General features: G+C 64.8%; 27 protein-coding genes. 11 read left to right on the top strand and 16 right to left on the bottom strand.

What is annotated here, in order from left to right; translation table 11 throughout:
- Positions 1-37: 37 nt before the first annotated feature.
- The 3 genes from AX724_RS01685 to AX724_RS01675 are packed head-to-tail and all read left to right on the top strand — an operon-like array spanning position 38 to position 2,429.
- Positions 38-679: a class I SAM-dependent methyltransferase gene (locus tag AX724_RS01685; RefSeq protein WP_066762903.1), complete on the top strand. Its 642-nt coding sequence runs from the start codon at positions 38-40 to the stop codon at positions 677-679.
- 50 nt (positions 680-729) lie between these two features.
- Entirely contained in the window at positions 730-1,662 is a 933-nt protein-coding gene (locus AX724_RS01680) for an ABC transporter ATP-binding protein (RefSeq protein WP_066762900.1), read from the top strand.
- Positions 1,659-2,429: an ABC transporter permease gene (locus AX724_RS01675; protein WP_066762890.1), complete on the top strand. Its 771-nt coding sequence runs from the start codon at positions 1,659-1,661 to the stop codon at positions 2,427-2,429. Before AX724_RS01680 ends, AX724_RS01675 begins: the two co-directional genes overlap by 4 nt.
- Before the next feature lie 37 nt (positions 2,430-2,466).
- Here the strand turns inward: AX724_RS01675 and AX724_RS01670 are convergent, their stop codons facing one another.
- The 5 genes from AX724_RS01670 to AX724_RS01650 all read right to left on the bottom strand — a co-directional run bounded on the left by AX724_RS01670 (position 2,467) and on the right by AX724_RS01650 (position 5,886).
- Entirely contained in the window at positions 2,467-2,787 is a 321-nt protein-coding gene (locus AX724_RS01670; protein ID WP_066762886.1) for a hypothetical protein, read from the bottom strand.
- A 92-nt stretch (positions 2,788-2,879) separates the two neighbouring features.
- The gene (locus tag AX724_RS01665; RefSeq protein ID WP_066763007.1) at positions 2,880-4,190 is read right to left on the bottom strand and encodes an MATE family efflux transporter; all 1,311 of its coding nucleotides are present in this window, start codon (positions 4,188-4,190) and stop codon (positions 2,880-2,882) included.
- A gap of 118 nt (positions 4,191-4,308) precedes the next feature.
- A complete protein-coding gene (locus AX724_RS01660) occupies positions 4,309-5,244 on the bottom strand; it encodes a DUF808 domain-containing protein (RefSeq protein ID WP_066762880.1) in 936 nt (311 codons plus the stop codon).
- A gap of 85 nt (positions 5,245-5,329) precedes the next feature.
- Complete coding sequence (locus AX724_RS01655) at positions 5,330-5,560, bottom strand: hypothetical protein (protein WP_066762875.1); 231 nt, start codon at positions 5,558-5,560, stop codon at positions 5,330-5,332.
- A complete protein-coding gene (locus AX724_RS01650; RefSeq protein ID WP_066762872.1) occupies positions 5,557-5,886 on the bottom strand; it encodes a hypothetical protein in 330 nt (109 codons plus the stop codon). Before AX724_RS01650 ends, AX724_RS01655 begins: the two co-directional genes overlap by 4 nt.
- Between AX724_RS01650 and AX724_RS24685 the strand changes: the two genes are divergently transcribed.
- A complete protein-coding gene (locus tag AX724_RS24685) occupies positions 5,885-6,016 on the top strand; it encodes a hypothetical protein (RefSeq protein ID WP_269454109.1) in 132 nt (43 codons plus the stop codon). The genes AX724_RS01650 and AX724_RS24685 overlap by 2 nt on opposite strands.
- Entirely contained in the window at positions 6,003-6,305 is a 303-nt protein-coding gene (locus AX724_RS01645; RefSeq protein WP_066762869.1) for a plasmid stabilization protein, read from the top strand. The genes AX724_RS24685 and AX724_RS01645 overlap by 14 nt, the downstream gene beginning before the upstream one ends.
- Before the next feature lie 100 nt (positions 6,306-6,405).
- Here the strand turns inward: AX724_RS01645 and rplI are convergent, their stop codons facing one another.
- The 3 genes from rplI to rpsF are packed head-to-tail and all read right to left on the bottom strand — an operon-like array spanning position 6,406 to position 7,677.
- A complete protein-coding gene (rplI, locus tag AX724_RS01640; protein WP_066762866.1) occupies positions 6,406-7,002 on the bottom strand; it encodes a 50S ribosomal protein L9 in 597 nt (198 codons plus the stop codon).
- A 13-nt stretch (positions 7,003-7,015) separates the two neighbouring features.
- A complete protein-coding gene (gene rpsR, locus AX724_RS01635) occupies positions 7,016-7,240 on the bottom strand; it encodes a 30S ribosomal protein S18 (protein WP_004212076.1) in 225 nt (74 codons plus the stop codon).
- A 14-nt stretch (positions 7,241-7,254) separates the two neighbouring features.
- Entirely contained in the window at positions 7,255-7,677 is a 423-nt protein-coding gene (rpsF, locus tag AX724_RS01630) for a 30S ribosomal protein S6 (RefSeq protein WP_066762863.1), read from the bottom strand.
- Positions 7,678-7,993: 316 nt separating this feature from the next.
- Here rpsF and AX724_RS01625 point away from each other — a divergent pair, with 316 nt between their 5' ends.
- Positions 7,994-9,394 (top strand): GntP family permease, encoded by a 1,401-nt coding sequence (locus tag AX724_RS01625; protein ID WP_066762861.1) that lies wholly within the window; start codon positions 7,994-7,996, stop codon positions 9,392-9,394.
- Here the strand turns inward: AX724_RS01625 and AX724_RS01620 are convergent.
- From AX724_RS01620 to AX724_RS01590, 7 genes are all read right to left on the bottom strand, one after another.
- Positions 9,391-9,792: a BLUF domain-containing protein gene (locus AX724_RS01620; RefSeq protein WP_231736435.1), complete on the bottom strand. Its 402-nt coding sequence runs from the start codon at positions 9,790-9,792 to the stop codon at positions 9,391-9,393. The two genes, AX724_RS01625 and AX724_RS01620, sit on opposite strands and share 4 nt — an antisense overlap.
- A gap of 142 nt (positions 9,793-9,934) precedes the next feature.
- A complete protein-coding gene (locus AX724_RS01615; RefSeq protein ID WP_066762858.1) occupies positions 9,935-10,300 on the bottom strand; it encodes an RcnB family protein in 366 nt (121 codons plus the stop codon).
- A gap of 123 nt (positions 10,301-10,423) precedes the next feature.
- On the bottom strand, positions 10,424-11,026 hold the full coding sequence (locus tag AX724_RS01610) for a class I SAM-dependent methyltransferase (protein WP_231736434.1): 603 nt from the start codon (positions 11,024-11,026) through the stop codon (positions 10,424-10,426).
- 45 nt (positions 11,027-11,071) lie between these two features.
- Positions 11,072-12,277 (bottom strand): ABC transporter permease, encoded by a 1,206-nt coding sequence (locus AX724_RS01605; RefSeq protein WP_066762852.1) that lies wholly within the window; start codon positions 12,275-12,277, stop codon positions 11,072-11,074.
- Positions 12,278-12,368: 91 nt separating this feature from the next.
- Positions 12,369-13,070 (bottom strand): ABC transporter ATP-binding protein, encoded by a 702-nt coding sequence (locus tag AX724_RS01600; RefSeq protein ID WP_066762850.1) that lies wholly within the window; start codon positions 13,068-13,070, stop codon positions 12,369-12,371.
- Between the two features lie 3 nt (positions 13,071-13,073).
- A complete protein-coding gene (locus AX724_RS01595) occupies positions 13,074-14,630 on the bottom strand; it encodes an efflux RND transporter periplasmic adaptor subunit (protein WP_066762847.1) in 1,557 nt (518 codons plus the stop codon).
- On the bottom strand, positions 14,627-16,105 hold the full coding sequence (locus AX724_RS01590; protein ID WP_197421441.1) for an efflux transporter outer membrane subunit: 1,479 nt from the start codon (positions 16,103-16,105) through the stop codon (positions 14,627-14,629). The genes AX724_RS01595 and AX724_RS01590 overlap by 4 nt, the downstream gene beginning before the upstream one ends.
- 159 nt (positions 16,106-16,264) lie before the next feature.
- Here AX724_RS01590 and fabD point away from each other — a divergent pair, with 159 nt between their 5' ends.
- The 5 genes from fabD to mltG all read left to right on the top strand — a co-directional run bounded on the left by fabD (position 16,265) and on the right by mltG (position 21,002).
- Complete coding sequence (gene fabD, locus AX724_RS01585) at positions 16,265-17,200, top strand: ACP S-malonyltransferase (RefSeq protein ID WP_066762845.1); 936 nt, start codon at positions 16,265-16,267, stop codon at positions 17,198-17,200.
- A 69-nt stretch (positions 17,201-17,269) separates the two neighbouring features.
- Positions 17,270-18,010 (top strand): 3-oxoacyl-[acyl-carrier-protein] reductase, encoded by a 741-nt coding sequence (gene fabG / locus AX724_RS01580; protein WP_066762843.1) that lies wholly within the window; start codon positions 17,270-17,272, stop codon positions 18,008-18,010.
- Positions 18,011-18,271: 261 nt separating this feature from the next.
- Complete coding sequence (locus AX724_RS01575; protein WP_007689016.1) at positions 18,272-18,505, top strand: acyl carrier protein; 234 nt, start codon at positions 18,272-18,274, stop codon at positions 18,503-18,505.
- 184 nt (positions 18,506-18,689) lie between these two features.
- Positions 18,690-19,949, top strand: a complete 1,260-nt coding sequence (fabF, locus tag AX724_RS01570; RefSeq protein ID WP_066762841.1) for a beta-ketoacyl-ACP synthase II — start codon at positions 18,690-18,692, stop codon at positions 19,947-19,949.
- Between the two features lie 54 nt (positions 19,950-20,003).
- Positions 20,004-21,002, top strand: coding sequence for an endolytic transglycosylase MltG (gene mltG / locus AX724_RS01565; RefSeq protein ID WP_066762839.1), 999 nt, complete (start codon positions 20,004-20,006; stop codon positions 21,000-21,002).
- Positions 21,003-21,068: 66 nt separating this feature from the next.
- On the opposite strand, the gene AX724_RS01560 is transcribed toward mltG, so the two are convergent.
- Positions 21,069-21,491 carry a sugar transporter gene (locus AX724_RS01560; protein ID WP_066762837.1) on the bottom strand — a complete coding sequence of 141 codons (423 nt, stop codon included), beginning with the start codon at positions 21,489-21,491 and terminating at the stop codon, positions 21,069-21,071.
- Positions 21,492-21,646 lie beyond the last annotated feature (155 nt).

Genomic DNA, 21,646 nt, shown 5'->3' with positions numbered 1-21,646 from the left:
GGAGGGGGAATGGAAAAAGAGCGGTCGCATTTCGCCCATGCAACATAAGCCAAAGCGCAGCCGGGCGATTGCCTTGCCGAACAGCGAATTCCGTGCCCGCGCCACCGAATATCTCGATTTCCTCGCCGCCTGGGTGAAGAAGCCGCGCCAGACCGCGTCGGTGGTGCCGTCCAGCCGCTACCTGGCGCGCCTGATGGTGTCGCGCATCGATCCGCGCGACGAGGGACGCGTGCTCGAACTGGGCGGGGGCACCGGCGTGTTCACGCGCGCCATCCTGGAAACCGGCCTGCCGCCCGAGCAACTGGAAGTGGTGGAGATCAATCCCGGCTTCGCCCGGGGCCTGCGCCGCCACTTCCCGCTCGTGTCCGTGCTTGAAACCCCGGCGCAGATCGTGTCGACCGCCACGGCCGGCACGCCCGGCGATTATCAGGTGGTGGTAAGCGGTCTTCCGCTTCTCGCCATGGATCGGCACATGCATGCCGACATCCTGTCCGAATCCTTCCACATGTTGCGGCCGGGGGGCAGCTTCGTGCAGTTCACCTATTCCATGCGTCCGCCGGTCAGCCGCGACATTCTCGATGCGCTGGACCTGGATGTGGTCCGCGCCGGCCAGACAGTGCGCAATTTCCCCCCGGCGACCGTTTTTCGATTCTTCCGGCGGGGCGAACAGCTTGCCTGAAGCCGCTGGGCTCCTATCTTTGCGGCAACGCAAAAGGGGCAAAGCCTTCCATGGCATCCATCATAGAAGTTGACGGCCTGACGAAACGCTATGCGTCGGGCTTCGAAGCGCTGAAGGGCGTCGATCTTTCCATCAACGAAGGCGAGATATTCGCGCTGCTGGGCCCGAACGGCGCGGGCAAGACGACGATGATCTCCATTATCTGCGGCATCGCCCGCCCGACCGGCGGCAGCGTCACGGTGGCCGGCCACGACATCCTGCGCGACTATCGCGGCGCGCGCTCCGCCATCGGCCTCGTGCCGCAGGAGCTTTCCACCGATCAGTTCGAACGGGTGATCGACACCGTCACCTTCAGCCGCGGCCTCTTCGGCAAGCCTCGCAACGACGCCTATGTCGAAAAAGTGCTGCGCGACCTTTCGCTCTGGGACAAGCGCCACAGCAAGATCCTTGAACTGTCCGGCGGGATGAAGCGCCGCGTGATGATCGCCAAGGCGCTCTCCCACGAACCGCGCGTCCTCTTCCTCGATGAACCCACCGCCGGCGTGGACGTGGAATTGCGCCGCGACATGTGGAAGCTGATCGGCGAATTGCGCCAGACCGGCGTCACCATCATCCTCACCACCCATTATATCGAGGAGGCGGAGGAGATGGCGGACCGCGTCGGCGTCATCACGAAGGGCGAATTGCTGCTGGTCGAGGAAAAGACCGCGCTCATGAAGAAGCTGGGCAAGAAAACGCTGACCATCGTGCTGGCCGATCCGATCGATGCGGTGCCGGTGGAACTGGCGGACTGGAACGTCACGCTCCATGCCGAGGGCAGCGAGATCGAATATATTTTCGACACGCAGGCGGAACGGACGGGCGTTTCGTCCCTGCTGCGGCGATTGGGCGATCTTGGCATCGGTTACAAGGATCTCAACACCCGGCAGAGCAGCCTGGAGGATATCTTCGTCAGCCTCGTCCATCAGGAGAAGGCCGCATGAGCCTCCAGAATCTGCGCGCCATTGCCGCCATCTATAAGTTCGAGCTGCACCGTTTCCGCCGCACGCTGCTCACCGGCCTTCTGGTCCCGGTGATCACCACCTCGCTCTATTTCGTGGTGTTCGGCGGCGCGATCGGATCGCGCATGACGGAGGTCGATGGCATTCCCTATGCCGCCTTCATCGTGCCCGGCCTCATCATGATGTCGATGTTCACCGAAAGCATCTTCAATGCGAGCTTCGGCATCTACATGCCCAAATTCACCGGCACCATCTATGAACTGCTGTCCGCGCCCGTATCCGCGACGGAAACGGTGATCGCCTATGTCGGCGCGGCGGCCACCAAGTCGCTGATCGTCGGCACGATCATTTTCGTGACCGCCCATCTCTTCGTCGACGTGCCGGTCGCGCATCCCCTCGCGATGGCCGCCTTCATGGTTCTTATCGCGGTCAGCTTCTGCCTGTTCGGCTTTATCCTGGGCATCTGGGCGCAAAGTTTCGAGCAGTTGCAGGTCATCCCGCTGCTGCTCATCATGCCGATGACCTTCCTGGGCGGTGCCTTCTATTCGGTCAAGATGCTGGCCGAACCCTGGCGCACCATCACCCTGTTCAACCCGATCGTCTATCTGATCTCGGGCTTCCGCTGGACCTTTTTCGGCCAGGGTGACGTGGGAATCGAATATAGCCTGCTGTTCGTCGCGGGGATGCTGGCGATCTGCGTCGGCATCGTCGCCTGGATGTTCAGGACGGGGTATCGGCTGAAGAAATAGCCGGTTCCCCGGGCGCAGGCCGGGAAACGCCCATGGGTCAGGCCGCGGCGCTTTCCGGCTGGATGGCGAACAGCGTCACGCCCTTATATTTGTCGTCGCCTTCATTGTAGAGGCCGTACATTCCGTCGAACGCCTCTTCCAGAACCTGAAGGTCGGACAGGCCGGCGACCTTGAACGTACCCAGCTTCAATTCGCGTGGCGGGCGTCCATCCCGGTCGGTCGTCACCGCGTCGACATACATCTCGTCATGACGGGTATAGAGAATGTGGGGCGCCAGCGTGACCACCATCTTGTTGTAGGTCACCTTCAGGCACTTCTGAAGCGCAATGGCTTGCAAAATCTCGGTAGGGGCTTGCATGATGCCGGTTTATTGACCGATTTGCGCGATTCTTTCAATTGCTTTGTGCGTCGCACCATAATCCTTCCGTGCAAGCAACGCGACGAACCGCATCAATCCGGCACCAGCCCCAATCGCTCCCGCATCGTCCAGCGCGCGATCAGCAGCAGCGCCACCGCGCCAAGGCCGCTTGCCAGCCCCAGCCATATACCGACCCCGGCCATGCCCAGCGGGAACGCCAGCAGCGTGCCGACGCCAATGCCGACCACCCAATAGCCGACCAGTGCGAAGATCATCGGCACTGTCGTATCCTGAACGCCGCGCAGCACGCCTGCGCCGACGGCCTGCGCGGAATCGACCAGCTGGAAAAGCGCGGCAATGCCAAGGAAGCTGACGGCCAGCGTGGCGGTCCGCGCGTTCGCCGGGTCCGACAGGTCGAGAAAGGCCGACACCAGCGTTCGCGGCATCAGGATCAGCAGCGCGGCGGCGCAACAGGCAAAGCCGGTCCCGATGATCAGCGCCAGCCAGCCGGCGCGGCCCACGCCGGCCCGGTCGCGCCTGCCGAAGGCGATGCCGACCCGCACCGTCGCTGCCTGGCCGATGCCCATCGGCACCATGAAGACGAGCGCGGCGATCTGGATCGCGACTGCATGGGCCGCGAGCGAATCCCGGCCGATCAGACCCATCAGGAAAGCCGACGCATTGAATACCGTCGTTTCGAAACCCAGCGTGATCGCGATCGGCAGCCCCAGCGTCCAGACCTGACGTTGCCGTTCCCGGTCGCGCGTCCAGAACCGTCCCATCAGGCGGTAGCGGCGGAAACGCCGGTCCAGCAGGATGACGGTGAGCAGGCCCAGGAACAGGAAGCAGGATGACAGGCTGCTCGCCAGCCCCGCGCCGAACAGCCCCAGCTCGGGAAGGCCGAAATGGCCGAAGATCAGCGCCCATCCCGCCGCGACGTTGATCGGAATGGCGGCCAGCATGATGATCAGGCCCCAGACCGGCCGCTCCAGCGCCGCGATGAAGTTGCGCAGCGTGGTGAAGCAGAGGAAGGGCAGCAGCGCCCATTGCAGGCCGTGCATCAACTGCCCGGCTTCCCGCGCCAGATCCGGGGCCTGCCCCATGGCGCGCAGGATCGTCTCGCACTCCCACAACAGCAACCATGCGGGCAGCACGAAGAACAGCGCGGCACGCAGCGTCTGGTGCACCGTCCGCCGCACGTCACGCACGCTGTTACGCCGCCGGCCCCGCTCGCTCGCGATCAGGGGGGACGCGGCCGTGACCAGTCCCATGCCGAATATCAGCAGCGCGTGGAACAGGTTGATCGCGAGCGCGCCCGCCGCGACGCTCTCCGCTCCCCGCCGCCCGAGCAGCAGCAGGTCGCTGGCGGCGATCGCAGACCAGGCGACATTGCCCGCGATCATCGGCAACGCCAGCGTGATGAGCGCGCGCGCCTCGATGCGCCATGGGGAGGGATGGGTCACGTCAATGCCATTCCAACAGAATGTGCTCCCGCTTTTGCAGGAGCACGACATGCGTCTCTCAATGCTTCTTCGACGGCAGCAGATGCAGCGTCGCAACGATGATCCCGCCGATCACCGCGCCCACCAGCGCCGCGCCCGCAGCGTTCACGATCCATTCGACCGCGCCGCCGATCGCCGGGACCGCGTGCGCCGCGCTTTCCGCCACATGGTGGATGGCGCCCGGCACCAGATCCCAGTGGAATTCGTGCAGGCCATGAACGATGAGGCCACCGCCCACCCACAGCATCGCCGCCGTGCCGACGACGCCCAGCACCGACATCAGCACCGGCATCGCTTTCACCAGCCCGCGACCCAGCGCGCGAACCCCGGCGGAGGAGCGCTGGGCGAGGTGCAGGCCGATATCGTCCATCTTCACGATGAAGCCCACGACTCCATAGACCCCTGCCGTGATGAGGATGGCGACCACGACGAGGATGGCGGCCTGTTCCCAGATCGGTTCCGCCGCGACTTCGCCCAGGGCGATGGCCATGATCTCGCCGGACAGGATGAGATCGGTGCGGATCGCGCCCGAGACCTTCTGCTTTTCGAGCTCGGCCGAACTAAGCGTCGCGGCGGCCTCGGCCGCTTCGTCATGTCCGCCCCGAAGCGCTTCGATGATCTTCTCGACCGCTTCAAAGCAGAGGAAAGCGCCACCCAGCATCAGCAGGGGCGGCAGCAGCCATGGCGCAAAGGCGGACAGCAGCATCGCGGCCGGCAGCAGGAACAGCAGCTTGTTGCGCAGCGATCCCCGCGCGATTTTCCAGATGATCGGCAGTTCGCGTTCGGGGCTGAGGCCCATGACGTAGTTGGGCGTCACGGCGGTATCGTCGATGACGACGCCCGCCGCTTTCGATCCCGCCTTGCCGGCCGCGCCTGCGACATCGTCCAGCGAGGCAGCCGCCAGTTTTGCGATCCCCGCCACATCGTCGAGCAGCGCGATCAGACCCGAAGGCATAGTCATTCCCCTGTTGCGGGCGATCCCGCCCGTGGCCTGCCTCATAGAGGCGGCCGATCAGCCGGGCAATGGCGTGTTGCGGGTGCTAGTAATTGCCCGGCGGGTCGCTGGCCGGAAAACTCTCGTCGACCTGCTCGTCAACCTTGTCCCATTCGGCGTCGCCCGTTTGGGGGCCGGCGTCGCGCACGATGCCGGACGATCCGGCGGGACCGCGATCATCCTCGCGCGGCTGGGCCGTCCCCATCCAGTCGCGCCAGCCCTTGAAGGCGAACGCGCCTAGGCCGGTGACGATGGCCAGTTTCAACAATCCCTTCATGATGACGTCTCCCCTTTGCGCAGATGAACCCAGTCCGCCCGGTCATGGCCGATCGCATCCTGGGTCAACCGCATGTCGCCTTCCTCGTCCGCGCCGCCGGGGACATCGCCTCCTGCTCCCGGCTGCGGCACCTGCCAGCGTTCGCGCAGCGCCGCGTCGATCATCCGTTCCCACGCGTCGTGATCGCCAGCGGCGCGCATCGCGGCGTCCGGCTCCTTCATGATCGCAAGGATGCTCGCGGCGGCCTCGACCTTGCCCGGCCACGCCTCCGGCTCTCCAGCGGACAGATGCCGGGCCAGTTTTTCGATCAGGGAACGCTCTTCCATGACGGCCGAACGCATCGCTTGCCTGCCCGTTCCGTCTTTCGTGACGCTGCCGTACCGATATGAACACATGGGTTGGCCCGGCGTTGGAAAAGCCATCAACATCAAGGAGAGCTTCGATGCCACAGGGTGACAAAAGCAGCTACACGGATAAGCAGAAACGCAAGGCGCGCCATATCGAAGAAGGCTATGAGGACCGCGGCGTATCGAAGGACGAGGCGGAGCGCCGGGCCTGGGCCACGGTCAACAAGGAATCGGGCGGCGGCAACAGGTCGGGCTCGGGCCGGGGCAAGCCGGATACCCATGTGTCGTCCCGCAAGGGCGGGCGAGAAGGCGGCGCGGCTTCGGCGCGGCGTCCGGCGGCGGACCGCTCCGCGGCGGCCAGGAAGGGATGGGAAACGCGGCGGAAGAAGGCGGGCTGATCCTTTTTGGGGAATGTCCCGACCGCACGCCGTTGCGCAACCTCAGCAAAAAAGCCGCCCCGTGAGAGGGCGGCTTTCCTGTTTCGACATGCCGGAAAAGTCAGGCCTCTTCGGCCGGCTCTTCGTCGCTTGCCGTGGCGATTTCGCCCGGCTCGGCATTGGGATCATAGTCTTCGGTAAAGCCGCTCTCGTCCTTTTCGAACAGGTCGGCCATCACGTCGACGCCCTGCGCCTGAAGGTCGGCTTCGTCCGGCGAGCGGGCGACATTGACCGAGATGGTGGTGACGACTTCGGGGTGCAGCGCGACCTTGACGTCGAACAGGCCCAGCGTCTTGATCGGGCGTTCCAGCACGATCATCGCCTTGCTGACGTTGGTCACGCCGTCGGCGTGCAGCGCTTCCACGATGTCACGGACCGCGACCGAACCATAAAGCTGGCCGGCGTTGGACGACTGGCGGATCAGGACGATCTGCTTGCCGTTGACGCCCTCGGCAGCCTTCTCGGCGTCCGAACGACGGGCGGCATTGTCCGCCTCGATCTTCGCGCGGTTGGCCTCGAAGACCTTCTTGTTGGCGGCGTTGGAGCGCAGCGCCTTCTTGTTGGGCAGCAGGAAGTTACGGGCATAGCCGTCCTTCACGGTGACGACGTCGCCGATCGCGCCCAGCTTCTCGATACGCTCGAGCAGGATGATTTCCATGGGGTCTACTCCCTTACTTCACGATGTAGGGCAGCAGGCCCAGGTGACGGGCGCGCTTGATGGCCTGGGCCAGCTCGCGCTGCTTCTTGGCCGAAACGGCCGTGATGCGGCTGGGGACGATCTTGCCGCGCTCGGACACGAAGCCCTGCAGCAGACGGACGTCCTTATAATCGATCTTCGGCGCATCCTTGGCGGCGAAGGGGCAGCTCTTGCGGCGGCGGAAAAACGGGCGTGCCATGGTTTCAGATCTCCTTATTCGCCAGCCGGGGCATCTTCGCGCTCGCGGCGCGGGCCACGATCGCCGCGATCACCACGGTCGCCGCGCGGGCCACGATCGCCGCGCTCGGGGCGGTCCTGCTTGCGCATCATCACCGACGGGCCGGTTTCCAGCGCATCGACCTTTACGGTCATGTAGCGGATGACGTCTTCGTTGATCTGGGTCTGGCGCTCCAGTTCCGCGACGACGCCGGCAGGGGCATCGATGTTCAGCATCACATAGTGCGCCTTGCGGTTCTTGGCGATCTTGTACGCGAGCGAACGCAGGCCCCAGGTCTCGACCTTGGTGACCTTGCCGTCCATATCCTCGACGATCTTGGTGGCGGTTTCCGCCAGAGCGTCCACCTGCGCCTGTGCCAGATCCTGGCGCGCAAGGAACACATGCTCGTAAAGAGCCATGTTTAGCCTCATCTGTTGGCCGATCGCTGACGCCCACCCCATGTGGTACGCCCCTCCGGCTGTCGTCTAAAAAAAATGCATCGCGTGGCCGGCGAGTCACCCCGGCGTCCAAACGAAGGCGCGCCTATGACGGAAAGGACGGGGAAAGGCAAGGCGCGTTTACGCAGCACTGCCTCCAAAATCCGATCGTCCTGCACAGCCAGTGCGCTTGCCGAAGCGACCTGTCAAAGGATAGTCAGGCGCTTGACCCTTCGATACGGGTCTTTGACAAGCTCAGCCCCACTCGGGGCGAACGGGAGGGGAGCAGGGGAGAGACATGCCAATCGCCATAGCAGCCCTGTCGCTCATCCTCCTGATGATCGCCGCCTATCGGGGCATGAGCGTTATCCTCATGGCCCCGCTGCTGGCGATGCTGGCGGTGTTCCTGACAGATCCGGCCGCAGTCCCAGCCGCCTTTTCGGGCCTCTTCATGGAGCGGGTGGCGAGTTTCCTGAAGCTCTATTTCCCGGTTTTCCTGCTTGGCGCGCTGTTCGGCAAGCTTATCGAGATGTCGGGCTTCTCGCGCGCCATCGTCACGGCCGTCATCGCTATGGTGGGGGCGGAACGGGCAATCCCGGCGATCATGATCGTGACGGCGCTGCTCACCTATGGCGGCGTGTCCGTCTTCGTCGCCGTCTTTGCCGTCTATCCTTTCGCGGCCGAGATGTTCCGGCGAGCGGACATTCCCAAACGGCTCGTTCCCGCCACCATCGGCCTTGGCGCGATAACCTTCACCATGGACGCGCTGCCGGGCACGCCGCAGATCCAGAATATCATCCCGACGAGCTTTTTCGGCACCACGGCCTGGGCCGCGCCGGTGCTGGGGCTGATCGGATCGGCCTTCATCATGACAGCAGGGCTGACCTATATCGGCTGGCGACGGCGCCGGCTCATGGCGGCGGGAGAAGGCTATGGCGCGCCGGAAACGCTGGTCAACGAACCCGATGCCGTCTCTGACGAAGCGCGCGTCCACCCCTTGATCGCGCTCCTGCCGCTGCTGGTGGTGGGGCTTGGCAACCTTGCCCTGACGCTGGCCATTCCACGTTGGATACCGGGCGAATATGTGTCGCTTTCGCTGTCCGGCATGGCCGAGCCGGTGACGCTCAAAGTCTCGCAGATGACCGCGCTCTGGGCGGTGGAAGGCGCGCTGCTCGCCGGCATCGCCACCATTCTCCTCTTCGCATTTCGCCCTGTCGCCGGGCGTTTCGCCGAAGGATCGAAGGCGGCCGTGGGCGGCGCCTTGCTGGCGGGGATGAACACTGCGGTCGAATATGGTTTCGGCGCGGTCATCGCCGCGTTGCCCGGATTCCTGATGGTGAAGGAGGCGTTGAGGGCCATTCCCGACCCGCTCGTCAACGAAGCCGTGACCGTCACCTCGCTCTCCGGCATCACCGGGTCGGCGTCCGGCGGGCTGTCGATCGCGCTGGCCGCCATGTCGGATCAGTTCATCGCCACCGGGGACGCGGCCGGCATCCCGCGCGAGGTGCTCCACCGCATCGCCTCCATGGCGTCGGGCGGCATGGACAGCCTGCCGCACAACGGCGCGGTCATCACGTTGCTGGCCGTCACTGGTCTTACCCACCGGCAGGCTTACAAGGACATATTCGCCCTGACGCTTATCAAGACGCTGGCCGTGTTCCTGGTCATCGCCGTCTATTATCTGACGGGGCTGGCCTAACCGCGGTGCATCTCCGCTGATCCGACGAAGTGCGCGCGGGTGGACGGGCCGGCCTGTTCGAGGAGCGCGGCCACCTTGTCCTTCAGGCTGTCGGAAGGGCGGGCAGGATCGTCATAGGCCATGCCCCATTCACCGAATTCGCGTGTCTCTATCCCTGTCTCACGCAGCGTGACGATCGCGCCATGACGCCCGTCCTTCGCGATCCGGGCATAGACACGCTCCACCGCGTCCTTCGGGCCTTCCAGGACCTGAAGGAAGCGGCGGCCGTTGAACAGCAGCAATCCGGTCACGTCTTCCGCACGATTGCGCACGGCGGAAGCGGCGGCAATGCCGGCGCATTGCTCGGCGGTCATCGCGCCCTTCGCGCTGCTGATATACATGATCTGGTGCAAGGGCATGATGTTTCCTAAGATGTTGGCCCCCCGGCGCGCTCTCCATCTAGGCTGAAATCCTTGATAAACCGCTACTTAACGCAAATCATGCAGACGCCCCGGAGGGAGAGGCTCCGGGGCGTCCGCATATTGGAAGCGTTGGTCGGTTTTACCGGATCGCGCTGGCGATCACGGCTCCGATGACGCCACTCGTCAGCGCCACCAGCACTGCGTCATTGCCAGACCGGACCCACTGATAACCGCGGGGCGGAGCCGACAGGCGGTAATCGCGATAGTTGTTGAGCACGCGGTAGCTGGTCGCATAACGCCGGTCGAACCGCTGTCCTTTGGCCCAGCGATGCCCTTGCTTGTCGTTGCGGACGACCGTTTTCTGGCGAACGACGGTCCGGCCGCGGGGCCCCTGCTTGACGATGCGGACGGTTTCGCGGTTGGGCGCGGCCTGCGCCTGCGCGGTGATGACGGGGCTCGCGACCAGCGTAGCTGCGGCCAGGCTCATCAGCATTTTCTTCATCATGGCTTTTAGCTCCTCTTGAAAGTCAGGCGCCTTTCCGGCGTCAAAGTCAGAGATAGGGGCCGTTTGTCGCGCGCTTGTCCCACCCAGGGGCAAAGAGTGTCGAAAATTGTATCGAAAGCCGATTTAGGCTGAACGTCGGTTCAGGAAACGGAACACAGCGGCCTCCCTGGTCGCTCCGCCGGTTTCGCGCACGAGATGATCGGCAATCTTTTCCAGCCGGTCCCGGGGCAGCGGCGCACGCCAGGGATCGCCGATCAGCACCTCGATTCCCCCATCGACGCAGCGTTCAAGGAAAGGGCTGACCCTGGGCGCGAGCGCTTCGTCATAATAGAAGTCGCCGGCAAGGATCAGGTCCGTCGCCGGCACCGGGCCTGCCAGCATGTCGGCCCGCATAATGGCGATGTCCGTGCCGTTCAGGGCCGCGTTGAGCCGGGCGGCCGTGACGGCATACGGATCGATGTCCACCGCCAGTATCCGGGATGCGCCGCTTAAGGCCGCGGCGATCGCGACGATGCCCGATCCCGTGCCAAGATCCACCACCCGCCGTCCCTGGACCAGCTGCGGATGATCGATCACATGCCGCGCAAGAGCCAGCCCGCCACCCCAATGATAAGCCCAATAGGGCGGTCCGAATCCGTCCGGATCACCCCGCGCCAGCCGGTGCAGGCCGCTGGTGGGCACCGCGCCATGCAGCCTTATTTCCGGAATGCCGGGCGCGCTCGTCACGGGCAGATGCGCCTGGATGAACGCTGCCGGGTCGATCGCCGTCGCCTATTCGTGCCGCAGCGCGTCGATGGGATTGAGCGCCGCCGCGCGCCGCGCGGGGAAATAGCCGAACACCACGCCGATGGCGGCGGAAAAGAGGAAGGCGATAAGGTTCACCTTGATATCGAAGAGGAAGGGCACCTTCATCAGCGGCGCGATGGACACCGACGCGACAAGCGCCAGGAACAGGCCGATCAGCCCGCCAAGGCAGGACAATACGATCGCTTCGACCAGAAACTGCATCAGCACTTCCCGCGCGACCGCGCCAATGGCGAGGCGGATGCCGATTTCCCGCGTGCGCTCCGTCACCGATACGAGCATGATGTTCATGATGCCGATACCGCCGACCAGCAGGGAAATGGCGGCGACCGCGCCCACGATCTGCGTCAGGATGGTGGTGGTCCCGGTCAGCGTGTCGCTGATCTGCTTGGTGTCGAAGACGTTGAAATTATCCTCCTGGCCCGGCTTCACCTTGCGCCGCTCGCGCATCAGTTCCTCCAGGCTGGCCTGCACGGTGCTGGTGTCGTAGGCGTCATCCACCGCGACCATGATCTGGCTGATGTCGCGGTCGCCGGTGAAACGGCGCTGCACGAACTTGATCGGCATGACCACGACATCGTCCTGATCGCCAAATCCGCCCTGGCCGCGCGTGGTCAGCACGCCGATGACCTGACAGGACACGCCCTTGATCCGCATCCGCTTGCCCACCGGCTCCGTCCCCTGGAACAGGTTGGTGCGCACCGTATTGCCGATGATGCAGACCGATCGGCCGGCTTCCTCTTCTTCGGGCAGAAACAGGCGGCCCTCCGCCACGCGCCATTGCTGCACCTCCGAATAGGCGGACGTCGTGCCATAGACGGTGGTCGACCAGTTATTGCCCTCATAGATCGCAGTGCCGCTGGACTGAACGATCGGGGCGACGGCGCGAACGCCGGTCAGCTGGTTCTCGATAGCGGTGAGGTCCGCTTCCTTGAAGTCGGGGGGGCGAGGGCCGCCGCCGCCGCGCCCGAAACCCTGGCCTGGGCGCAGCTGGAGCACGTTCGCGCCCAGCGAACTGATCTGCTCGCGCACTGCCGCCGTCGCGCCATTGCCCAGCGTCACCATCGTCACGACAGCCGCCACGCCGATGATGATGCCAAGCGTGGTCAGGAAGCTGCGCAGCTTGTGCCGGTTGATCGCCCGGAAGGCGAGGATGACGGTCGTGCCTAGCATGACATGCCTTTCCTCTTCCCCCCAGGCCTGTCCGTGGCCAGGGCCTCACATCCTCCTGCGCGATGAAGAGAAGATTTGTGCGTCGCCGCTCTCACGCCGCCACTCCCTGTTCGATCCGCTCCACAAGGCCATCCTTGAAATGCACGATGGTGCGGGCGAAGGCGGCCATGTCGGGTTCGTGCGTGACCATGAGGACGGTGATGCCGCTGTTCCGGTTGAGATCGGTCAGCAATTCCATGATCTCGACCGATCGCTCCGAATCGAGGTTGCCGGTGGGTTCGTCCGCCAGCAGCACATCGGGCTGGGTCACGATCGCGCGAGCGATGGCGACGCGCTGCTGTTGCCCGCCCGACAGTTCAGCGGGCGTATGGTCCCACCATTGTTTCAGGCCCACCTTGTCGAGCGCGGCCATCCCCATCTCGTAGCGCAGCTTCTTGTCCTCGCCGCGATAGAGGAGGGGCAGTTCGACATTCTCGAGCGCGGTGGTGCGCGAAAGCAGGTTGAAGCCCTGAAACACGAAACCCAGATAGCGCCGCCGCAGCAGGGCGCGCTGGTCGCGGTCCAGCCTTTCGACATGTCGCCCCTTGAACAGGAATTCCCCGCCCGAAGGCACGTCGAGACAGCCCAGGATGTTCATCGTGGTCGATTTGCCGGATCCCGAAGGACCCATGACCGCCACGAAATCGCCCGCCACGATGTCGAGGTCGATGCCCTTGAGCGCCTGGAACGCGGTTGGCCCTTCGCCATAGACCTTGGTCACGCCGCGCAGGGAGATGATAGGATCGTCCGCCACGGATCAGGTTCCGCCCTGCCGTCCGGTGCCGCGCGCTTCCGGCCGGGCCGGCCGATCATTCGATGGGGCCACCGGCGCGGTTTCCGGCGCGCGTTCGCCAGAGCCGGTGGCCGAATTGCCGACCGTGTCGACGCTGGCGGGCCGTCCGTTCGCCGCAGGATTGCGCTGCCGTTCGCCGTCGCCCGGCGCCTTGCGGTCGGCACCCTGATCGCGCTGGTCTTCCGCCGGCGCCTCTTGGCCCTTGGCAAGCTGGCCGGTGATGACGCGCATGCCGGGCTTCAGGTCGCCGCCGGTGATGACGGTGCGCGCGCCGTCGCTCGCGCCAACGACCACCTGCAGCGGCTTGGGGTTTCCATCCTCGCCCACGATATAGACGGTCTGGCTGCTGCCCGCGCCGAAATTGACCTGGCGGTCCGCGCCGCCCCGGCGGAAGCGACGAGGGCCGGGCAGGACGCTGGTGATGCCGCCGCCCTGTCCTGCGCCGCTGCTCGGCTTGAACCGCAGCGCGCTGTTCGGGACCAGCAGCACGTCGCGCAGTTCCTGCGTCACGATGTCGGCGGTCGCGGTCATCCCCGGCCGAAGGATTTCGTCGCCATTATCGACGCTCAACACGGCGGTATAGGCGACCACGGTTCCCGTGGTGCTGGCGGTCGTGCTGCTGGCGGTGGAGGAAGAGCTGCTGCTCGACCCATTGGAGCCCACATTCACGCGGGTCACGCGGGCCGGGAAGGTGCGGCCGGGGAAGGCATCGACCGAAAATGTCGCATTCTGGCCATCCTTGACCTGCCCGACATCCGCCTCGTCCACGGCGACCTCGACCTCCATCTTGGTCAGGTCCTCCGCGATGGTGAACAGCACCGGGGCGTTGAGCGATGCGGCGACCGTCTGGCCCGGCTCTATGTCGCGCGACAGCACCACGCCGGTGACGGGCGACACGATCTGGGCGATCGACAGGTTGGTCTGCGCGCTGGAGAGTTGCGCGCGCGAGACGCTGACCTGCGCCTGTGCCGCCCGTAGCGATCCAAGGGCCGACTGATAATTCGCCCGCGCCGAATCCAGTTCGGTTTTGGCCGGCACCCTACCGCCCGACAGACGGAACACATCTTCCTGACGGTCGAGCGTCGCCTTCGCCAGCGCGACCTGTGCCTGCGCCTGCGCCACGCTTGCCTGCGAGGAGGCGACCTGCGCCCGGTTCTGGTTCACCGTGTCGACCAGCCGGCGCGTGTCGAGTTCGGCCAGCCTCTGCCCGCGCGTCACCCGGTCGTTCACATCGACATAGACGGCGGTGATCTTGCCCGATTGTTCGGACCCCACATCGACCTGGTTGACGGGCTTCAGGTTGCCGGTCGCCGACACGCTGACGGTCAGGTCGCCGCGCCGCACTTCCCGGGTGGCGTAGTTGGGCTTGTCCTCGTCCGAAAAGCAGCGCGAAACGAGGAGGATCAAAAGAAGCAGGCCGATGCCGATCCCGCCCCTGATCGCCCATTTGCGCCACGGTTTCTGTGGCTTCGCGCCCAGAAAATCGTCGATCTCCTGATCCTTCGTCACGTCATTGCTCATCGCGCTTGGGTTTCCATATTCTGCCAGCCGCCACCCAGTGCGTTATATAGCTGAGCGATGGCCAGAACCTCGTCGGATTGCGCCGACGCCAGGCTGTTGCGGGCGTTCAGCAAGGTGGATTCGCTGGTCAGCAGCGTCTGGAAATCGATAAGGCCGGCTTGATACTGGCTGCGGGCGAGGATCGCCGCATTGTTCGACGCCTCGAAGGCGACCGCGAACTCTGCCTTGCGCGCGCGGGCGCTGTTCAGTTGCGCGACGGCGTTCTCGACATCCTCCACGGCGGTCAGCACGCTCTGCTTGTAGGCGGCGAAGGCAGCGTCGGTCGCTGCGCGCTGCGACCGGACCTGCGAGCGCAGCCTGCCACCGTCGAAGATCAACTGCTGCACATTGCCGAATATGCCCCCTGTGATGAGGCTGAACAGGTCACGAAACGCATTGGAGGTGGTGCCGATATTTCCGCTGATCCCGAGCGCCGGATAGAGCTGCGCCTGCGCCACGCCGATCCGCGCCGTCGCGGCGGCCAGCGCGCGTTCGGCGCTGCGCACGTCGGGCCGCTGGCGCAACGTGTCGGCGGGAATGCCCGTGGCGATCTGCGTCGATGCGACCGGCAGGGGAGCGGGCGTTTCCAGCGCGCGCGTCGCTTCGCCCGGCGCCTGCCCCGTCAGCACGGCGACGCGGTTGAGACTGCTGCGAAGGCGCGCCTCCAGCTGAGGGATGGTGGCATTGGTCTGCGCCAGTTGGGCGCGGGCCTGCTGCTCGTCGAGCGAGGAGACCAGGCCGGCCTGGAGCCGCCAGCCGGCGATCCGGTAATTATCCTCCTGCACCTTCTGCGTTTCGCGCGCGATCCGCAGTTGCTCGTGTGCCAGCCGCGCCTGGACATAGTTGGTGACGAGTTCGGATATGATCGTCATCCTGACATTGGCGAGATCATATCCCGATGCGGCAAGATCGGCCCGCGCCGCCTCGCTGCCGCGCGCCAGTTCGCCGAACAGGTCGATCTGCCAGCTGGCATTGACCCGGGCGGAATAGCTGCTGGACCAGTTGCTTCCGCCGCCGCCGATCGGGTTGCCGTTGGCGTCCAGCCGCCCGCCCGCATCCTGGCTGCTATAGTTGCGGCCGCCCGTGGCGGTGCCGTTCAACTGCGGCAGGAAGGCAGCGTTGGTCTGGATCAGGCTTTCGCGCGCCTGCCGAAGACGCGCCTGCGCCTGTACGATGTCCAGATTGCCGGCGATGGCCTTGTCGATTAGCGCGCTTAACGTGGGATCGTTCAGCCGCGACCACCATTGCGCCAGATCCGCATCGCTGACCGGCTGGGCCGCCCCTGCGCCATAATAGGTATCCGGCACGCCCAGCGCGGCGGATTGCGGCGCATGATAGTCGGGCCCTGCAGCGCAGGCCGACAGCATCAGAGCGGTCCCGAAACAGCCCCCGATCGAAGCAATGCGATATCGCACCTTTTCCTTGCTCTCCGTCATCGTTAAAGGGGCCGCCACACTTTCGCAGGGTACCGGGCCGGCATCGTCATGATCTGACTGCCGCAGGCACATGTACGGCTCAATGACATTTATGTCTCAAAGTGTAACGATGTTGATGAGGCGCGCCGTGCGAAGGCGCAGCAATGTAAGGACGTGAGGATGCGGGCATTTATCTTTCCGGGGCAGGGCAGCCAGGCGGTCGGCATGGGCAAGACGTTGAGCGAGGCGAGCCCGGCGGCCAGGGAACTGTTTCAGGAGGTCGATGACGCGCTGTCACAGCATTTGTTCCGCATGATGGTGGAAGGGCCCGAAAGCGACCTGACGCTGACCGAAAATGCGCAGCCCGCGATCATGGCTAACGCCATCGCCACGTTGCGCGTGATGGAACGGGAAGGCGGCTTCAGCCTTGCCGACAAGGGCGATTATGTCGCGGGGCACAGCCTTGGCGAATATAGCGCCCTGTGCGCGGCGCGGGCGTTCGACCTCTCCACCACCGCGCGGCTGCTCAAGCTGCGGGGGAGGGCGATGCAGGCCGCAGTGCCGGTAGGTGAGGGCGCGATGGCGGCGCTGCTGGGCGCAGATATCGACAAGGCGCAGGCGCTGGCCGAGGCGGCGGCGGAGGGCGAAGTCTGCGCCGTCGCCAACGACAATGATCCCACCCAGGTCGTGATTTCGGGCCATCGCGGAGCGATCGAGCGCGCGGTGGCGATGGTGAAGGATCATGGCATCAAGCGTGGTGTGCTGCTGCCGGTGTCCGCCCCCTTTCACTGTCCGTTGATGCAGCCCGCCGCCGACGCGATGGAAGAAGCGCTGGGCAAGGCGACCGTTTCCGCGCCGCTTCTGCCAGTCTATGCCAATGTGCTCGCCGGGCCCGTTGCTGACGCGGACGAGATCAAGGCGCGTCTGGTCGAGCAGGTGACCGGCCGGGTACGCTGGCGGGAGTCGGTTGCCGCCATGTGGGGCGCGGGCGTCACGGAATTCGTCGAACTGGGCGGCAAGGTGCTAGGCCCCATGGTCAAGCGCATCGCCCCCGACGCCACCGTCCGCAGCGTCGTTACCATGGACGACATAGAGGGCGCGCTGGCCTCTTTTTGACCTTCCGACATCTCATTTGAAACAAGGCCCTGCGGGATGCCGGGGGCGAACGGCACGAAAGGACATAGGATGTTCGACCTTACAGGCATGACCGCGCTGGTGACGGGCGCTTCGGGCGGAATCGGTTCTGCCATCGCGAAGGCGCTTGCAGCGCAGGGGGCGACGCTTGCTGTTTCGGGCAGCAACGAGGAGAAGCTGAAGGCGTTTGCGGCGGATCTCGGCGAAGGTCATAAAACGCTCGTCTGCAACCTGTCCGATCCTGCCTCCGTCGACGCGCTGGTGCCGCAGGCGGTGGAAGCGCTGGGCGGCAAGATCGATATCCTCGTCAACAATGCGGGCGTGACGCGCGACAACCTCATCCTGCGCATGAAGGATGAGGAATGGAGCCAGGTCATCCAGATCAATCTGGAGGCCGCCTTCCGCCTCTGCCGCGCCGCCGCCAAACCGATGATGAAGGCGCGGTTCGGGCGCATCATCTCGATCACGTCGGTGGTCGGCGTGACCGGCAATCCGGGCCAGGCCAATTATTGCGCGTCCAAGGCGGGCATCATCGGCATGTCGAAATCGCTGGGGCAGGAACTGGCGAGCCGGGGCATCACCGTCAATTGCATCGCGCCCGGCTTCATCCGTTCGGCCATGACCGACGCCCTTACCGACGCGCAGAAGGGCGGCATCCTGTCCAAGATCCCGGCCGGCGACCTGGGCAGCGGGGACGATATCGGTGCGGCGGTCGTCTATCTGGCGAGCCGCGAAGCCGGCTACGTCACCGGCCAGACATTGCATGTCAATGGCGGGATGGCGATGATCTGACGACACCGAGCGCGCCGCCCGGCAGGATGGCGCGCTCCCGATCCGTCCCGCGCCCTGCGGTCCCGGCATGGGAAGTTGGCGAAATTTCAGTGAGTATGCGCTTTCCGCGGTGCGGCGGGGTGCTTTTGTTGCCGGACCATTGCCTGCCGCTACGAAGGGACTTGGCGGCCTTCCCTCTTGCCTCTATCGGGGCTTGGCACTAGGGCATGCCTTAACGGTTGTTCACAGACCACCAACGATACCCAGTAAGAAGGACCTCTCATGAGTGAGACCGCGGATCGCGTAAAGAAAATCGTCGTCGAACATCTGGGCGTCGAAGCCGAAAAGGTGACCGAAGACGCCAGCTTCATTGACGATCTGGGCGCAGACAGCCTGGACATCGTTGAGCTGGTTATGGCGTTCGAAGAAGAATTCGGCGTGGAAATCCCTGACGATGCGGCGGAAAAGATCGCCACCGTCAAGGACGCCATCGATTATATCGACAGCAAGCAGTAAGGCGGCGCTGGCCCGACCCCCTATGGGGAGGGCCGCCCCTGTTGCGTGAAGAAACGGCTCCTCCTGTCCGGCGATCCCGGAATATGGGGGAGCCTTTTCTTATCTGGCGCGCGGTTTGAAAGTGCGCCGCCAATGGCTACATGGGCGGCTGCTAGCCCATGAAGAAGAATATCGGAGCGAGTATATGCGTCGTGTCGTCGTCACCGGCCTTGGCATGGTCAGCCCGCTTGGCGGGGATGTGGAAACCAGCTGGAAGAACATCATCGCGGCCAAATCCGGCGCGGCCACGATCACGCGCTTCGACGCGACCGATTACAAGTGCCGCATCGCGTGCGAAGTAAAGCCCGCCGACCACGAATATGGCTATGATCCGTCGATCGACGTCGATCACAAGATCCAGCGTCAGGTCGATCCCTTCATCGTCTATGGAATTTCCGCCGCCAGCCAGGCGCTCCGTGACGCTGGCCTCGACAATATGAGCGAAGAGGAGCGGCTGCGCGCCGGTTGCTCGATCGGGTCGGGCATCGGCGGCCTGCCGGGCATCGAGAGCGAATCGCTGGTGCTCGCGAACAAAGGACCGAGCCGCGTTTCGCCGCACTTCGTCCACGGACGGCTCATCAACCTGATCTCGGGGCAGGTTTCGATCAAATACGGCCTGATGGGGCCGAACCATGCGGTCGTCACAGCTTGCTCCACGGGCGCGCATTCGATCGGGGACGCCGCGCGCATGATTGCGATGGATGACGCCGACGTAATGCTGGCTGGCGGCGCGGAAAGCGCGATCTGCCCCATCGGCATTGCCGGCTTCGCGCAGGCGCGTGCGCTTTCGACCAGTTTCAACGACACGCCGGAAAAGGCGAGCCGTCCCTATGACGTCAACCGCGACGGCTTCGTCATGGGCGAGGGCGCGGGCGTCGTCGTGCTGGAGGAATATGAGCGGGCCAAGGCGCGCGGCGCGAAAATCTATGCCGAAGTCATCGGCTATGGCCTGTCGGGCGACGCCTATCATGTCACAGCGCCCCACCCTGAGGGCAATGGTGGCTATCGCTCCATGGAAATGGCGCTCAGAAAGTCCGGCCTGAGCCTGGCCGACATCGATTATGTGAACGCCCACGGCACCTCGACTCCGCTCGGCGACGAACTGGAGCTGGGGGCGGTGAAGCGCCTCTTCGGTGAGCATCTGGCGACCATGTCGATGTCGTCCACCAAGTCGGCCATCGGCCATCTGCTGGGCGGCGCGGGCGCGGTGGAGAGCATCTTCTGCATCCTTGCCATCCGCGACCAGATCGTGCCGCCGACGCTCAACCTCGATGAACCGAGCGAAAGCTGCAAGGGCGTCGACCTGGTGCCGCATGTCGCCAAGGAGCGGAAGGTCCGCGCGGTGCTGAACAACAGCTTCGGCTTCGGCGGCACCAACGCCTCGCTGATCATGAAGGCGGTGTGACGGCTTTGGCTGCCTTGCCGGCCCCCGGCGAAGGCCGGGGAACAGAATACTGACATGGCTCGTCGCACCCGTCCTGCGGCCGCCCGCCGCTTTGGCTGCGGCATCCTCCTCCTCGGCCTCGCGGTCGCCGCCTTCGTCGCTTTCCGGTTCGTCGTCGGCTGGACTGAAAAGGGCCCTGCGGCGCAAGACGTCAGCATCACCGTGCGCGAGGGCGCGACCCTGTCCGACGCCGCCGTTCTGTTGAAACGGGCGGGGGCGGTTCGCTCGGCCGACGCGTTCCTGACCCGCGCCAGGGTTTTCGGGGGGACGAAGCCGATCAAGGCCGGCGAGTTCCACATCCCGGCCGGAGCCAGCAACAGCGACATCCTGTCCATCCTTCAGGGCGGCAAGACGGTGACGCGGCTCGTCACCATTCCCGAAGGCATGCCCTCCATCCTCGTGCACGAACGGCTGATGGCGAACGACCAGCTGACCGGCACCATCCCCGTGCCGGAGGAAGGCAGCGTTCTCCCTGACAGCTATGCCTTCGACAAGGGCGAGCCCCGCGCCAAGGTATTGAAGCGCATGCAGGTCGCAATGGACAAGGAACTGGCCCAGCTATGGGCCGGCCGCGCCCAGGGATTATTGGTCAAGTCCCCCAGGGAGGCGGTGATCCTGGCCAGCATCGTGGAGAAGGAAACCGCCGTTCCGGCCGAACGGCCGACCGTCGCGGGCGTCTATTATAACCGTCTGCGCGCGAACATGATGCTGCAGGCCGATCCGACGATCATCTATCCGATCACCCGGGGCAAGCCGCTCGGCCGGCGCATCCGCAAGTCGGAGATCGCCGCCGTCAACGACTATAACACCTATGCGATGGTCGGGCTGCCCAAGGGCCCCATCGCCAATCCGGGCCGGCTGTCGATCTTCGCCGTGCTCCATCCGGAAAAGACGAAAGCGCTCTATTTCGTCGCGGATGGGAAGGGCGGCCATATCTTTGCCGACACCTATCAGCAGCATAATGAGAATGTGCGCAAATGGTTCGAAATTCGGCGCGCCCGGGGCGAACTTTGATCCGCTGAAGCCTTCTCGGTGCGGGTTATCGCGCGTGCCGGCTCGGGAAAAGGCGACACCGAACGACTAGCGTAGCACGCCCTTCGCCACCAGGGACCGGGCGTAGGCCAACTGCACGATCGCGACCAGAATGACGAAGGCGGGAAAGCCGGCTGCGACCACGATCCCCTTTTGCGCGATCAGGTCGGTAGCGCCCAGCGTGTAACCGAACTGGACCAGCACCGCGACCAGCGAAACGAGGAACAGCGTGGCGGCCGCTGCCTTCTTCATCAGCAACAGTAGCGCGCCCAGCGTTCCGGCGCCGACCGCGACCGCATAGGCGACCCATAGCCAGGACGGCATCTCAGCGAAGATGCGCGCGCCCACGGGATCGGTCTTCGCCAGTTCGGAAAGGTCCATGCCATATTGCATCACCCAGGCGGCGACGCCCATCAGGTTCCAGAGTAGCAGGACGATGCCGATGATGGTTACGGAACGCGACATGGACATGATGCGTGTTACCCCTCTGCCTCGGTCGCCGGCTTGCCGGCCGCCTCTCCCTGACCTTATACCGAATCGGCTCCGTGCGAAAGCGCGGCGGGCTTTCCCAAAGGAGATGGCATGAATGATTTGTGATCGGCCTTGGTGCTCGGCGTCGTGGCGTT

It is taken from the genome of Sphingobium sp. CCH11-B1 (assembly GCF_001556865.1).
Classification (GTDB): Bacteria; Pseudomonadota; Alphaproteobacteria; order Sphingomonadales; family Sphingomonadaceae; genus Sphingobium.
This window is presented reverse-complemented; position numbering and strand designations above follow the sequence as displayed.